Below are 14594 nucleotides of genomic sequence, written 5' to 3' on the forward strand. Positions count from 1 at the left end.
GGTATTCGAAAGAAACCCTGTCACGTATTTCTTCAGTTGTTTTACCGTTAACGGTTTCTACTCTTAGTAAGGCGAAATACTTTTCTCCTTCTTTTGGAGGCCTGATTTGTCCCTTCACCGAATCACCAGTTTTTAAGCCAAATAGCTTAATTTGAGACGGCGACACATATATATCATCAGGGCTAGCCAGGTAGTTGTAGTCTGGAGAGCGAAGGAAGCCATAGCCGTCCTGCATGATTTCCAGCACACCTTCGTTAACGATAATACCGTCAAACTCTTTGATATTGGTGTTATAATTTCTTTTGGGCTTAAATGGAGCACGCTGCTCTTTTTGATCGCCTTTGTCTTCTCTGCCAGGTTGGTCACCTCTGTCTTCACGATTTCTCGTGTCTTCTCTAAGTTCGCCTCTCGAGTCGTTAGATATTTCTTTTTCTACCTTCTTGCCTTCTTCTACCACTTCTTTCGCTGATGTGTCATCGTCGTCAGTTTCAAGATTGAAAGACTGAAGGAGTTCATCAGCACTGCTTACCTCTCTCTTCTTTGGACGGTCATCCGATTTGCCTTCAGCAGGCTTAGCTGCGTCCTTTGCTACCACATTCTCCCTGCGAATCTTCGGTTTGTTGTTAGGCCTTCTATCGTCCTCCCTTGGCGGGCGAGCGGGCTTCGGTTTGTCCTCCGGGGCCGGGGCTGCGGCTACCGGGGTAGCGGCCTTATCTGACTTCTTTATTTTGGAAACTTCCTCTTCTGGCATCACAGCCTGGTGATCGAGGATTTTGTAGACTAATTCTTGTTTTGCAGCTTTTTTGTAGTTGGGAACTCCAAGTTTTTCTGCGATGTCTTTTAATTCTGAAAGAAGACGGACATTAAGGTCGTCAATGCTGTACATAAACTATGAATTGAGATAGTAATATTCTAAATGAAGTGGTTACAAAAAAAAGGTCGAGATTCTATTCCGTTAAAACAAAATTGATAATGAGAAACGGCCTGAGGTTTGTCGGAAAATGACGCCGCAATTATATGCTAAGCATTCATTAATAACAAGTAATTGCTGAAAAAAGACCGCTGGAGACACAAGAGAATTTAAGCGGGAACCAGCCTGAATATTTCTTTGTAAATCTCTTACTTTTGCAAACTTAACTAATTAGGCATAATGTTACAAGTTTCTGAAATACGTGCTAATAAAGAAAAGGTTCTGACAGGCCTCAAGAAAAGGGGGCTGAAAGAGGTAGACGACAAGATCGACGAGGTGCTGGCCCTGGACGACAAGCGGAAATCTCTGAAAACTGAGATGGATGTAGCTCTGGCAGAAGCCAACCAACTGGCCAAGCAAATCGGGCAGTTGATGCAAAGCGGCCAAAAAGAAGCTGCTGAGAAGATCAAATCGCAGACATCGGAGCTTAAAGAAACTTCCAAGAAATTAGGCAGTGACCTGGAGTCTACTGAAGAGCTGCTTACAAATAAACTCTATGAGCTTCCCAACGTGCCGCACGAAAGCGTGCCGGAAGGACGAACAGCCGAAGACAACGAAGTGGTGTTTCAGGTAGGCACGTTACCCAAGCTGCCCGAAAGCGCCAAGCCACATTGGGATCTCATTAAGGAGTATGACATCATCGACTTTGACCTTGGCATAAAAATAACCGGGGCCGGCTTCCCTGTTTACAAGAAACAAGGGGCCAGAATTGTGCGTGCTATGATCAACTACTTCATTGATCAGGCATTAGACGCAGGGTATCTCGAAATGAGGCCCCCCATCGTGGTCAACAAAGAATCAGGCTACGGAACGGGCCAGCTACCGGACAAAGAAGGGCAGATGTACCACGCCACCGCCGATGACTTGTACCTTATCCCAACGGCGGAGGTGCCCATTACCAACCTCTACCGGGACGTAATTCTGGCTGATGACGAACTACCTGTGAAGAATGTGGCTTACACGCCCTGCTTCAGGAGAGAGGCGGGCAGCTGGGGTGCACATGTGCGTGGCCTAAACAGGCTCCACCAGTTTGATAAGGTGGAGATAGTACAGGTAACCACCCCTGAGGCGTCGTACAAAGCACTCGACGGAATGAAGAACCACGTTGAGCGGCTTATCAAAAACCTTGAGCTCCCTTACCGCATTTTGAAGCTATGTGGAGGCGATATGGGCTTCACCTCTGCGCTTACCTTCGACTTCGAAGTATACTCTGCGGCACAGAAAAAATGGTTGGAGGTGAGCTCTGTGTCCAACTTTGAGACTTACCAGGCCAACAGGCTCAAGCTGAGACGCAAGGTGGACAAGAAGACGGAACTGCTTCACACCCTGAACGGAAGTGCGCTGGCCCTGCCAAGGATACTGGCAGCCATGCTGGAAAACAACCAGACCCCCGATGGGATCAAGATTCCGAAGGTGCTGGTTCCCTACACAGGATTCAATATGATCAAGAAATAATTTAACGCATAAGCCTGAAACAAACCTTTCAGGCTTTTTTTATCTCTTTAACCCATTCAACCATGAGAAAATTATCCATTCTTGTCGTTTTAGCCGGCCTTGTCAGCCATTGCTCACAACCTCCAAAAGAAGAGGCCATCATTTACCCAACCACCGAAAAGGTAGCACATGTTGATGAGTACTTCGGCACCAAAGTAGAGGATCCCTACCGATGGCTGGAAAACGACACGTCGGCAGCCACCGCTCAATGGGTGGAAGCGGAAAACAAAGTGACCTTTGGCTACCTGAACAATATCGACTTTAGGGAGGCAGTGAAAGAGAGGCTTACAAAGCTTTGGGACTATGAGAAAGTGTACGCCCCATTTAAACGTGGCGACTACTATTATTTCTATAAAAATGATGGGCTTCAAAATCAGAACGTGCTTTACCGGGTGAAAAATCTTGGAGATGAACACGAAGAGTTTTTGAATCCCAATACATTCTCTGCCGATGGCACCGTGTCGCTTGCAGGCCTGAGCTTTTCTAAAGACGGTTCACTTGCCGGTATGCTGCTGTCAGATGGCGGCTCTGACTGGAGAAAGGGTGTGCTTTTTAATACCACCACGAAAGAGCTAGTTGGAGACACTTTGAGAGACTTAAAGTTCACAGGCTTTTCATGGAAAGGCAACGAAGGTGTCTATTATAGCAGCTACGACAAACCTAAAGATGGCAGCGTGCTTTCAGGTAAGACACAGCACCATAAACTTTACTTCCACAAGCTCGGCGAGCCTCAGGCAAGCGACAAGCTGATTCTGGGTGGAGCCGAATTCCCCAGACGCTACGTGGGAGCTAACCTGACGGAAGACGAGCGCTTCCTGGTTATCTCCGCTTCTGTTAGCACAACCGGCAATGAGCTCTACATTCAGGATTTAACGGTTCCGAACAGCCCGATAAAGCCAATTGTAGACAATGTGGATAAAGACCACTATGTAATTGACAACGACGGAGAGACCTTATTTATCTTCACTAACCTGGACGCTCCTAACAACAGGATTGTGAAGACCTCGTTTGCTGACCCGACGCCAGCCACCTGGGTAAATGTAATTCCTGAAACCAAAAACGTGCTCAGCGCCAGCACTGCCGGGGAGAAGATTTTTGCTGAATATCTGGTGGATGCCAAGTCCGAAATCAAACAATATAACCGGAAAGGCGAACTGGAAAGGGACGTCGAGCTGCCAGGTATTGGAAGCATTTACGGCTTTGGAGGCGAAGAAAGTGACACCGACATCTATTACACGTTTACCTCATTCACTTATCCAAGTTCGATCTTCTCCTATAACATTGCCTCAGGAAAATCCACCCTGTATCAGCAACCAAAGGTCGACTTCAACCCTGAAGATTACACCACCGAGCAGGTTTTCTATAGCAGCAAGGATGGCACGAAAATCCCCATGTTTATCACTTATAAGAACGGACTTGAAAAAAATGGTAAGAACCCCACCTACCTCTACAGCTATGGCGGGTTCAATATCAGCATGACGCCTGGCTTCAGTGTTTCCAGGATTGTGTGGTTGGAAAATGGTGGCATCTATGCGCAGCCCAGCATTCGTGGCGGTGGTGAGTACGGCGAAGAATGGCACCTTGCTGGCACCAAGATGAAAAAACAAAATGTGTTTGATGACTTCATAGGTGCTGCCGAGTATCTGATCAAAGAAGGTTATACCAGCAGCGACTACCTGGCTATTGCCGGTGGCTCCAACGGAGGCCTTCTGGTGGGCGCCACTATGACACAACGCCCGGAACTATTTAAGGTGGCGCTCCCTGCAGTAGGCGTTATGGACATGCTTCGCTATCACACTTTCACGGCTGGTGCCGGTTGGGCTTACGACTACGGGACTTCAGAGGAATCAGAAGAGATGTTCAAGTACATTCTGGGCTATTCGCCTGTGCATAATGTGAAAGAAGGTGTAAAGTATCCTGCGACCCTGGTTACCACAGCTGATCATGACGACAGGGTGGTGCCTGCTCACTCATTTAAGTTTGCCGCTCAGCTACAAGCCAAGCAGGCCGGCGACAATCCGGTGTTGATTCGAATTGAAACCAGAGCAGGTCATGGGGCCGGAAAGCCAACTTCCAAAATTATAGAAGAGGCCGCTGATCTCTACTCTTTTACCTGGTACAACATGGGTGTTGTGCCTGAAGTGGCCAAAAAAGCGATGTAAATAGCCGCTGGCTTGATGTATTAAATGAAAGGGGCATTTTGGCCCCTTTTTTATTTCATTGAGATGAGGATGTCTATACATTTAAGGTAACAAAGAGAATCATACCGTTTAACCATGGAAGTTAACATACGTGAAGGCATCGCTGAAGACCTACCGCAGGTGCTGAAGCTTGTAAAAGAGCTGGCGGAATACGAGAAGGCGCTTCATGAAGTCAACAACAGCGTTGATAAAATGGAAGAAGACGGCTTCGGCGAGCATCCGGTCTTCGGCTTTTTTGTGGCGGAGAAAGGCGCAACCATTATCGGCATTGCCTTGTACTATTACCGCTACTCAACCTGGAAAGGCAAGAGGATTTATCTGGAGGACATCGTGGTGACCCAGTCGGAAAGGGGAAGTGGAATTGGTAAGCAGCTATTTGATGCCTCTATCCGAAAAGGAAAGGAAACCAATTGCACAGGCATGATGTGGCAGGTTCTTGATTGGAACGAACCTGCCATCAATTTCTACAAAAAATACGGCGCAAGGTTTGACAACGGCTGGCTCAACTGTCACCTCGATTTTTAGCAATCACTTATTCTACCAGCTCTCCCTCTATCACCGGAGGCTTCATGGTGGGCGCAAAGCTCCATTTGAAATCAAGCATGACATCTTCACCTTCAAAAGTACAGGTGATTGTCTCTGTATGGGGGCTTTCAATATATCGCAGGGTTAACTCCAGCACATTCTCTTCTTTCCAGGAATAAGCCGCAGCAACTTTGAATGGAGGCAGGCCTTTCAGCGCATTTTTTGCTCTGGCTACCAGGTAGGGGCCTGGTCTTTTGGTTTGCGAATACTTCCACTCTCCCCAGCCAATAGGAATCTTATAGGTGTCATTTTTATACTTCAAAGCCACATCACTTCCAGCCGACCCAAACTGGAAACTTATGCTCTCCATATTTCTTCCATTGGAATCAAGCTTAAATACTTTGCCTGACAGGGCTCCTTCCATAGTGGATGCCAAGTCGGCTGATGGGAGTTGCAGTGAAAGAGAGGCGATTTTTCTCTCAAGAGATGCCACCGCTGCGGCATCAACGGGCAACTCATCGTCGGCCATAGCTGGAAGCAACTGGTCCCAAACCATATTTAAAATCCCCTGCATATCAGATGTTTCCGACGTAATGGCAATGACTGCGTCCCGATCCGGCATCACGATGATGTATTGACCAAAAGCACCGTCGCCCCGAAAGGCATTATTGCGGCAGCGCCAAAACTGGTAGCAATAGCCCTGCAGCCAGTCACTCTTTGCTTTGGTTTCTGCCGGAAGCTCCGGCGACTGCTGTATTTTGAAAGAAGTTGCTTCAGCTATCCACTCCTCTGAAAGGACTTGCTCCCCGTTCCACTTACCTTTTTGGAGCAAAAGCTGTCCAAATTTAGCCATGTCCTCCGTCTTCAGCCTTAGCCCCCAGCCACCTGTGTTGTTGCCTACGGGGTCAGTCTCCCAATCGATCCCTTGAATATGCAAAGGATCGAACAGCCTTGGTTTCAAATAGTCGATGACTTTTTGCCCTGTTACTTTAGTAACAATAGCCGACAACATGTAAGTAGCCATCGAATTGTAGAGAAATTTTGTTCCCGGCTTGTTGATGATGGGCGTGTAAAGGAATGACTTTACCCAGAGGCTGTCGCCAGGTATGGTGGCCGACGGGTCTGGATCCTGCCCCACCGACATGGTGAGCAGGTCTTTGACCGTGAGGGCAGCCATGAAGTCGCTCACGCTATCAGTAACATATTCGGGGAAAAACGAAATAACCGAGTCATTGACAGTCAGCAGTTTTTCCGTGACAGCAAACCCAATGGCTGTTGAGGTAAAGCTTTTACTTGTAGAGTACATGGTGTGCGGCAGCTCTGGGCCATAGGGACTCCACCAGCTCTCGGCGATCACTTTTCCATGTCGCAGAAACATGAAACTGTGGAATTCGTGCTTGCTGGTGTCAGCTGATTCAAGAAAAGCCTGAATGCTGGAGGAGGGTACGCCCTCAGCTTCCGGAACGCCTCTTGGAAGGTCAATAACTTTTTCTTCTACAGGCTTTTCGCAGGCGGCAAGAAAAAGAAAAAAGAGGTATACCCCATAAAGGGCCTTCATGTTGAACTGCTTGATCATAGCGGAAGTGGCATTGAGTGGATTTACCTAATAAAACTACTACTACTTCCTTTGATTAGCAATTATAGATGACTAATGACCATTTTCTTGTTCAGGAACTTGGCATAACGTTGGGCGGCTACCTCTATTAATTTGAGGGTAGATTTCGAAACGGCTTCAAACAGCTTTGTTTCAATAAAAACAGTTTCCTTTTTTATCGCTCTTTTCCACGTACCCTTCACTTGTCCACTCACCGCAATGACTGGCGAGAAAATGCCATTATTTGATATGGCCTTGCTATTGTGGACAGAGGGAAGGGCGGCGGTTCGATCCTTGTAGCTGATGTAATACTCATCGTAAGACGGCAATAAAAAGACTGACTTTGTTTTTTCGACGGCCTCCACTGTATCTGAATCGAACCAATAAACCTGCTCATCAAACTTTTCGGAGCCCAACTGATGTCTTACCATTTCCAGGGCCCTCCTGGCCTCTCCAGCCCGAAGTCCAGACCACCAGCAAAAATCCGCTTCCGTAGCAGGTCCGTGGCTTTTGAAGTAGGTTAGGGCAAGCCTCGCCAGGGACTCCTCTTTGCTAAGCAACACCTTCTTTGGCACTCTTTGGTCAAGCAGGGCATAGGTATGTTTCCCTCTTTGTGATACGCCGCTACAAATTACCTGCTCCAGTTCCGCCCACATCAGAAGATGGGAAGACCGGTTTTCCTTTAAACTTATCCCTTCTTCTTCAAACCCAGCCAAAAGATCTTGCCGGGTCATATGCTGACCGACTTCGAGCTTTTGTTCTATCAGTCTGTTACTTTTAGAAAGTATCTGTGGTGTTAGTCCCAACTCTTTCTGTCGTGATTTTGCCGCAACTTTAATGTTTTGTGCGGTGAGCTCCAGCATCCAGTAAATGTCTTCCGGCGCTACAAGATGCCAGGTTGGTCTGAGGGCATGGGTTCTTAAAATACTGCCTTCGTCGAGCGCCTTTGTAATATCTTGTTCAGTGGCCCCGGAAAGTCTGGAGCCAACCGCCCACTTAATAAAATAAGGATCCTGAGCCTGCATAGCTCCCATCCAACTCACGAGCTGCGTTGCTGACTCAAACCGATTTCGGGTTATCCGCTGATTAGCCAGTCTAGCCATCGTTATGAAGGAATTGTCCATGACCCTACGGCTGAAGAGTTTAGTCCACCTGCTCCATCAGCGTTCGAAAAGCTACGTGTTTGTTTTTATACCTTTCCATGTGAGCTTGTACCAGCGCCGGGGCATAGGTTTCAAGATATTCGTTTACTTGCTTCACAGAGGCAGCAAAAAATTGCACACTGTATGTGGCACTCCCGTCTCCTTCATCGTGAAGGAGCTTAAATATTTTGCTTTCAACAAACATTCCGGTAGCCATAACCTTTGGAATATGAATGGACTTTATCCAATGCAGCCATTCGTCTTCAACTACTGATTCTATATTAACCGTGACGTTGTATAATACCATAAATTCAGCCCTTTGGCAGGGGGTAGACTGTTGAACAAGTTGGCAAATTCTGTACTATTTTCAAACCAAACAAGCAGCGGCAAGTTTACCTTTCTAACTTTGAATAATGAGCAGTAAAAACAAGGCGGCACTGGTAATTGTGGTACTTCATGTGGTTGGCACTATTGGTATGCTGCTACCAGAGTGGGCACCTTTGATGAGGCAACTGACACCTCTCAACCTTTTGATAGTGGCTGCGCTTGTGATCATTTTTCAGCAAAGCAAAACCCCTTCCTTCTACGCCTATGCATTGCTGTGTTTTTTAATCGCCTTTTTTAGTGAGGTAATTGGCGTACAAACAGGCTGGCCATTCGGAAGTTACGAATACGGAGCCACTTTAGGGCCCAAGCTCTTCGGCGTGCCTTTGCTTATCGGCACCAACTGGCTGATACTGGTAGTATGTACAGCTTCCCTTACACGCTCCATCAACAACAAGTGGCTGGCATCACTGGCTGGTGCATTGCTGATGGTGGGATTGGATATGTTGCTGGAGCCGGTAGCTATCATGTCGGACTACTGGAGCTGGCAGGGGTCGGGCATTCCAATTCAAAACTATATTAGCTGGGGAGCGCTTGCCTTTGTGCTCCATAGCATACTTCACCATTTTGGTTTTGAAAACAAAAATGAGCTGGACAAATACGTTATTTTGTCTCAGGCATCTTTCTTTGCGCTCGTTGGCTACCTGGGCTAACAAAGTTTTTCAAACATTTTAGTTGAGCATTAAGTTTGTCTCATCATAAACCGATTATAAGATCACGTGTAAATTAGAGTGCGATAACGTTTAAGTAAGTGAGCAACTATTCAATCAAAGACCTCGAGCATTTATCTGGTATCAAAGCCCACACCATCCGGATTTGGGAGCAACGGTACAATTTTATCAAGCCCAGCCGCTCAGATACCAATATAAGAAGTTACGACGACCTCGATTTGAAGCTTATTCTCAATGTTTCTCTATTGAAAGACAATGGATTCAAAATTTCTCACATAGCTGACATGAGTTCTCAGGAAATAGCCGAGGAAGTTTTGGCCCTTACCGACAAACACCTGCGTTTCCCTGAGCAAATCCATGCACTTACTTTAGCGATGATTGATATGGACGAAGACAGATTCGAAAAAATCATGTCGTCTAACATTCTAAAGCTAGGGTTTGAAAAAACCATGCTTAATATCGTCTATCCTTTTCTCTCCAAAATCGGCGTCCTTTGGCAAACCGGAAGTATCAATCCAGCCCAGGAACACTTTATTTCGAACCTGATTCGGCAAAAGCTGATAGTTGCCATTGACGGACAATATTCGTCGGACCCTTCAAATGCAAGAAAATATCTCCTTTATCTTCCGGAAGGTGAGCTTCATGAGTTGAGCCTTCTTTTTGCCGACTATGTGATCAGGTCAAGGCACAATAAGAGCATTTACCTTGGGCAGTCGCTACCTCTTCAGGATCTGGTGTCAGTTTATAACCTGCACAAGCCCGAATTTATCCTTTCTATTCTCACATCGGTTCCTGGTATCGACCAGGTGCAACGTTATGTAAACAAGCTTTCGGGCCTATTCCCCGAATCAACTATCCTTTTGTCCGGGTACCAGGTAATAGGACAGGATATACAGGCCCCTGATAATGTGGTCATTTTTACACGCTCCGAGCAGATCACGAGTTTTGTTGAAGAACACAGCACCGAGGCTTAGTATTCTCAAAGGCATCTATCTCCTTTCTTTCGAAGAAACCTGAATACACTTTTATCGATAAGTGATAAGCCGCATGCCTTGCTCAGGTTAGCTCACGGGGTCATTCAGTCTCGCAAAGTCATTTTGTTTAACAATAACAAAATTAAATTAAACAAAACATTGTAGTTTGTTTAATAGTTTGTAGTTTTGATTAAACAAAATAGCTGACCGATATGACTGCTTTAGAATTCAATTACACTCTCAAAGAAATGTCAGGATCATTGAAACCATTCGCACTGAAGCTGACCAGGGATATGGAAGATGCGAATGACCTCATTCAGGAAACAATGTTGAAGGCATTCAAAAACCGTGAAAAATTTGCCCCCGGCACCAATATCAAGGCATGGCTATACACAATCATGAAGAACACCTTCATTACCAACTACCAAAGAATGGTAAGAAGGAACACCTTTATTGACACTACTGACAATCTGCACTACATCAATTCATCCGGGAGCAGTGTGCAAAACGATGCCTATTCCAGCTTTACAATGGAGGACATTGAACAAGCGCTGAACAACGTAGATGATGTGTACAAGAGTCCATTCATGATGTATTTCCGGGGATTCAAGTACCACGAGATTGCAGACAAGCTTCAAATACCGATTGGCACCGTTAAAAACCGTATCCACATTGCCCGCAAAGAATTAAAGGCTAAATTGACTCCTTACGCTCACAGCTTCTAATTTATGCCAGCACTGGATATTTGCGTTATCGGCTCAGGTTTTGCAGGGCTATCAGCAGCCACTTGCCTGGCTGATCAGGGCCACAATGTCATTTTACTGGAAAAAAATAAAACGATTGGAGGCAGGGCAAGGAAGCTTGAAGCCGAGGGCTTCATGTTTGACATGGGCCCCTCCTGGTATTGGATGCCTGATGTTTTTGAGCGGTATTTTGCGCTTTTCGGCAAGAAGCCCTCTGACTACTATCATTTGAAAAGGCTTGACCCGTCTTACACCGTGGTGTTTGATAAGAATGACCACATGAAGGTGCCTGCCAAAATGAGTGAACTAGAGGCTCTTTTTGAATCACTTGAAAAGGGTGCCGGAAAAAAATTGCAAGCCTTTCTTTCACAGGCTGAATACAAATACGAAGTTGGTATTAACGACCTTGTGTACAAACCGAGCCGCTCATTGCTCGAGTTTATTGACCCACGACTCTTAAAAGGCCTGGTGAAGATGGATGTGTTTCAAAGTATGTACAGTCACGTCCGAAAATTCTTCACCAACGACAAGCTGATCCGGCTGATGGAGTTCCCTGTGCTCTTTCTTGGCGCTATACCGGAAAACACACCGGCGTTGTACAGCCTGATGAACTATGCCGACATGTCGCTGGGCACGTGGTATCCGGAGGGAGGCATGTATAAAGTGATTGAGGCAATGGTTAGCCTGGCAGAGGATAAAGGTGTGAAGATCCTGACTGACCATGAAGTGGAGAAAATAGTGGCAAAGAATGGGAAAGCTGAAAGTGTGCTTACCGCCAAAGGTGCCTTCAAAGCTGATGTGGTGGTGGCCGGTGCCGACTACCACCATGTAGACCAGCACCTGCTCGACTACGAATACAGAAATTATACCCCAAAGTACTGGGAGAAAAGAACCATGGCTCCTTCCAGCCTTTTGTTCTATATCGGGCTGAACAAGAAACTAGAAAATATTACCCATCACATGCTGTTCTTCGACCAGGATTTTGGCCCTCATGCGAAAGAAATTTATGAAACACCTGCTTGGCCAAGCAATCCTTTATTCTACTTGTCTGCCACTTCGGTAACAGACAATACCGTGGCACCCAAAGACTGCGAAAACCTTATTCTACTCATCCCGGTAGCACCTGGGCTGAAAGACGATGAGGCAACGAGAGAAAAATATTATAACATCATCATGGACAGGCTGGAAATCTTAATCGGGCAGAAGGTGAAAAACCATGTGATTTTTAAACAAAGCTATGCGCACAATGATTTCATAAAGGATTACCATGCTTTCAGAGGAAATGCCTATGGTCTTGCTAATACGCTGAAACAAACGGCGATTTTGAAGCCTTCGTTGAAAAACCGGCATCTAAAAAATTTATATTACACTGGGCAATTAACAGTGCCGGGCCCGGGTGTGCCCCCTACGCTTATTTCAGGCCAGGTGGTAGCCAATGAAATAAAAAAAGACTTTGTCAGATAATAGTAACACTATGAACCACATAGATCTTTTTGACAGCACCGCATTAAAAGTAAGCCAGCTTGTTACAGAGCGCTACAGCACGTCTTTTACCCTTGGGATTAAGACGCTGCACAAAAAATTCAGAGATCCAGTGTTTGCTATTTATGGGTTTGTCAGGTATGCCGACGAAATCGTAGATACGTTTCATGACCACAATAAAAAGGCGCTGCTGGAAAGATTTAGAAAAGACACCTACGATGCTATTGACGAGAAGCTAAGTTTCAATCCGATACTACATTCATTTCAATCCGTTGTCAATCAATACAAGATAGAGAACGAACTCATCGACGCCTTTCTGCGCAGCATGGAAATGGACATTATCCAGAATGAATACAATGAAAGTGGTTACCAGGAGTATATATACGGCTCGGCAGAGGTAGTTGGACTCATGTGTCTGAGAGTATTTTGCGAAGGGGACGACGAGCAATTCCGGTCGTTGAAAGCGCCTGCCCGAAGACTGGGGGCGGCTTTCCAAAAGGTGAATTTTCTAAGAGACATCAAAAGCGATTTTAAGGACAGGGGGCGTACCTATTTTCCAGGTGTAGACTTCAATAATTTCTCACAAATCAGCAAAGCTCAGATTGAATCCGACATTCAGCAGGACTTCGACGCTGCCTACGAAGGCATCAAAAGGCTGCCCAAAGGGGCACGGCTTGGCGTGTACCTGGCCTACGTATACTACCTGACACTTTTCAGCAAGATTAAGAGGCTGCCGGTTGCCAGAATAATGACTGAAAGGATCAGGATACCTGACTCGAAGAAGATCATTTTGCTGTTCCAAACCTACCTAAAGCATAGTTTAAACAGCTTCTGATGTCACTCTATCTTTGGCTACATATTGCCACGATCTCATTTCCCCTCGTCAGGTCATTCGAACCAAGAATTGCCTATGCCTCCAGATGGAAGGCATTATTTCCCGGCATTATTCTAACTGCCGGTTTCTTTATTGTTTGGGACGTCATCTTCACAAAAGGTGGTGTCTGGGGCTTCAACGCCGATTACCTCACCGGGCTGTTTTTATTTCATCTTCCGATTGAAGAGTGGCTCTTCTTTTTCACCGTCCCATTCGCATCAATATTTATTTATGATTGCGTCATTTATTTTGACAAAGGAAATAGGCTAAATGTAAAACTAAGTTGGCTGGCGACTCTGCTGGGTTGCCTCTTGATAATTCTGGCCGCCCTCAACATTCACAGAGACTACACATTCTACAGTTTTCTGTTCGCTGGGCTGCTGTTGCTTGCTCAGGGGCTTTTATTAAAACCTGCCTACCTGGGGCATTTCTTTGTAGCATACCTCATCCATCTTATCCCCTTTCTGTTGGTCAATGGTATCCTCACCGGGGGAGTGACTGAAGCGCCTATTGTTTGGTACAACAATGCAGAAAATATAGGCATACGAATTTGGACGATACCCGTTGAAGACACGGTTTATGCGCTGCTGCTGTTGCTCATGAACATTACATATTATGAATTCTTTAAATCGAGATTTGGTCTCAAACATAATTGAAGTTAGATGGTTAAATAAAGTATGCTGAACCTACGTGTAAATATCGATCCTCATTCTGGCTTCTGCTTTGGAGTGGTGTATGCCATTGAAATGGCGGAAGACATTCTGGAAGAGGAAGGCCGGTTGTTTTGCCTCGGCGATATTGTACACAACGACGAGGAAGTGAAACGGCTTGAAAAGAAAGGCCTGAAGATTATCAATCACGACGAGTTAGGCGACATCAGGGACGCCAAAGTGTTGATCAGGGCACATGGTGAGCCGCCATCAACCTATTCTTTGGCCGTTGACAACAACCTGGAGCTGATAGATGCGTCGTGCCCAGTGGTGCTCAAGCTTCAAAACAGGATCAAGAATTCTTTCGACAAAAAGGAAACGATTTACATCTATGGCAAGCCTGGTCACGCCGAAGTAGTCGGGCTGCTTGGCCAGACCAACAATCAGGCTGTGGTTTTTCAGGACATTGCTGAACTGGACATCCCTTCGCTGCCAAGGGAGTTGACCCTGTATAGCCAGACTACCAAAAGCACTGACAAGTTCTATGAAATCACCCGTTTGCTCACCGAAGCAGGTATAAGAGTGAACCCTAATGACACCATTTGCCGACAGGTATCGAATAGAGATAAAGAACTGAGGGACTTCGCCCGGCATTTTGACAAGATTGTGTTTGTGTCAGGTACAAAGTCGTCGAACGGCAAAGTGCTTTATCAGGTATGCAAAAATACCAACCCCGATACCTACTTTATCAGCAACGCTGCTGAGTTGGAGAAACAATGGTTTAAGCCTGGTGACACGGTTGGCATTTGCGGTGCCACCTCCACACCCATGTGGCTGATGGAGTCGGTAAGGGACGAGTTGCTGACCTATTGATTACCTTTGTAGTGAAA

General features: G+C 46.0%; 14 protein-coding genes. 10 read left to right on the top strand and 4 right to left on the bottom strand.

Going from position 1 to position 14594, the window contains the following annotated elements; translation table 11 throughout:
* The coding region (locus tag AAC052_RS26845; protein WP_339816217.1) for a Rho termination factor N-terminal domain-containing protein at positions 1-886 on the bottom strand (886 nt) is incomplete at its 3' end.
* A gap of 264 nt (positions 887-1150) precedes the next feature.
* On the opposite strand from AAC052_RS26845, the gene serS reads away from it, so the two are divergent.
* The 3 genes from serS to AAC052_RS26860 all read left to right on the top strand — a co-directional run bounded on the left by serS (position 1151) and on the right by AAC052_RS26860 (position 5190).
* Entirely contained in the window at positions 1151-2425 is a 1275-nt protein-coding gene (gene serS, locus AAC052_RS26850) for a serine--tRNA ligase (RefSeq protein ID WP_317489423.1), read from the top strand.
* 62 nt (positions 2426-2487) lie between these two features.
* Entirely contained in the window at positions 2488-4626 is a 2139-nt protein-coding gene (locus AAC052_RS26855; protein ID WP_339816218.1) for a prolyl oligopeptidase family serine peptidase, read from the top strand.
* 114 nt (positions 4627-4740) lie between these two features.
* A complete protein-coding gene (locus AAC052_RS26860; protein ID WP_339816219.1) occupies positions 4741-5190 on the top strand; it encodes a GNAT family N-acetyltransferase in 450 nt (149 codons plus the stop codon).
* A gap of 7 nt (positions 5191-5197) precedes the next feature.
* On the opposite strand, the gene AAC052_RS26865 is transcribed toward AAC052_RS26860, so the two are convergent.
* The 3 genes from AAC052_RS26865 to AAC052_RS26875 form a co-directional block, all read right to left on the bottom strand.
* Positions 5198-6766, bottom strand: a complete 1569-nt coding sequence (locus AAC052_RS26865; protein WP_339816220.1) for a serine hydrolase — start codon at positions 6764-6766, stop codon at positions 5198-5200.
* A 62-nt stretch (positions 6767-6828) separates the two neighbouring features.
* The gene (locus AAC052_RS26870) at positions 6829-7908 is read right to left on the bottom strand and encodes a winged helix DNA-binding domain-containing protein (RefSeq protein WP_339816221.1); all 1080 of its coding nucleotides are present in this window, start codon (positions 7906-7908) and stop codon (positions 6829-6831) included.
* A gap of 19 nt (positions 7909-7927) precedes the next feature.
* On the bottom strand, positions 7928-8233 hold the full coding sequence (locus tag AAC052_RS26875; RefSeq protein WP_317489418.1) for a DUF4286 family protein: 306 nt from the start codon (positions 8231-8233) through the stop codon (positions 7928-7930).
* A 106-nt stretch (positions 8234-8339) separates the two neighbouring features.
* Between AAC052_RS26875 and AAC052_RS26880 the strand changes: the two genes are divergently transcribed.
* The 7 genes from AAC052_RS26880 to AAC052_RS26910 all read left to right on the top strand — a co-directional run bounded on the left by AAC052_RS26880 (position 8340) and on the right by AAC052_RS26910 (position 14577).
* Positions 8340-8963: a carotenoid biosynthesis protein gene (locus tag AAC052_RS26880; RefSeq protein WP_339816222.1), complete on the top strand. Its 624-nt coding sequence runs from the start codon at positions 8340-8342 to the stop codon at positions 8961-8963.
* Positions 8964-9061: 98 nt separating this feature from the next.
* Positions 9062-9955: a MerR family transcriptional regulator gene (locus tag AAC052_RS26885; RefSeq protein ID WP_339816223.1), complete on the top strand. Its 894-nt coding sequence runs from the start codon at positions 9062-9064 to the stop codon at positions 9953-9955.
* A 212-nt stretch (positions 9956-10167) separates the two neighbouring features.
* The gene (locus AAC052_RS26890) at positions 10168-10680 is read left to right on the top strand and encodes an RNA polymerase sigma factor (RefSeq protein WP_151996237.1); all 513 of its coding nucleotides are present in this window, start codon (positions 10168-10170) and stop codon (positions 10678-10680) included.
* A 3-nt stretch (positions 10681-10683) separates the two neighbouring features.
* Positions 10684-12162, top strand: coding sequence for a phytoene desaturase family protein (crtI, locus tag AAC052_RS26895; protein ID WP_339816224.1), 1479 nt, complete (start codon positions 10684-10686; stop codon positions 12160-12162).
* 10 nt (positions 12163-12172) lie between these two features.
* Complete coding sequence (locus AAC052_RS26900; protein WP_317489414.1) at positions 12173-13015, top strand: phytoene/squalene synthase family protein; 843 nt, start codon at positions 12173-12175, stop codon at positions 13013-13015.
* Positions 13015-13710 carry a lycopene cyclase domain-containing protein gene (locus AAC052_RS26905; protein WP_339816225.1) on the top strand — a complete coding sequence of 232 codons (696 nt, stop codon included), beginning with the start codon at positions 13015-13017 and terminating at the stop codon, positions 13708-13710. The genes AAC052_RS26900 and AAC052_RS26905 overlap by 1 nt, the downstream gene beginning before the upstream one ends.
* Before the next feature lie 21 nt (positions 13711-13731).
* The gene (locus AAC052_RS26910) at positions 13732-14577 is read left to right on the top strand and encodes a 4-hydroxy-3-methylbut-2-enyl diphosphate reductase (RefSeq protein ID WP_339816226.1); all 846 of its coding nucleotides are present in this window, start codon (positions 13732-13734) and stop codon (positions 14575-14577) included.
* Positions 14578-14594 lie beyond the last annotated feature (17 nt).

This window comes from uncultured Imperialibacter sp. (genome assembly GCF_963974565.1).
Classification (GTDB): Bacteria; Bacteroidota; Bacteroidia; order Cytophagales; family Cyclobacteriaceae; genus Imperialibacter; species Imperialibacter roseus.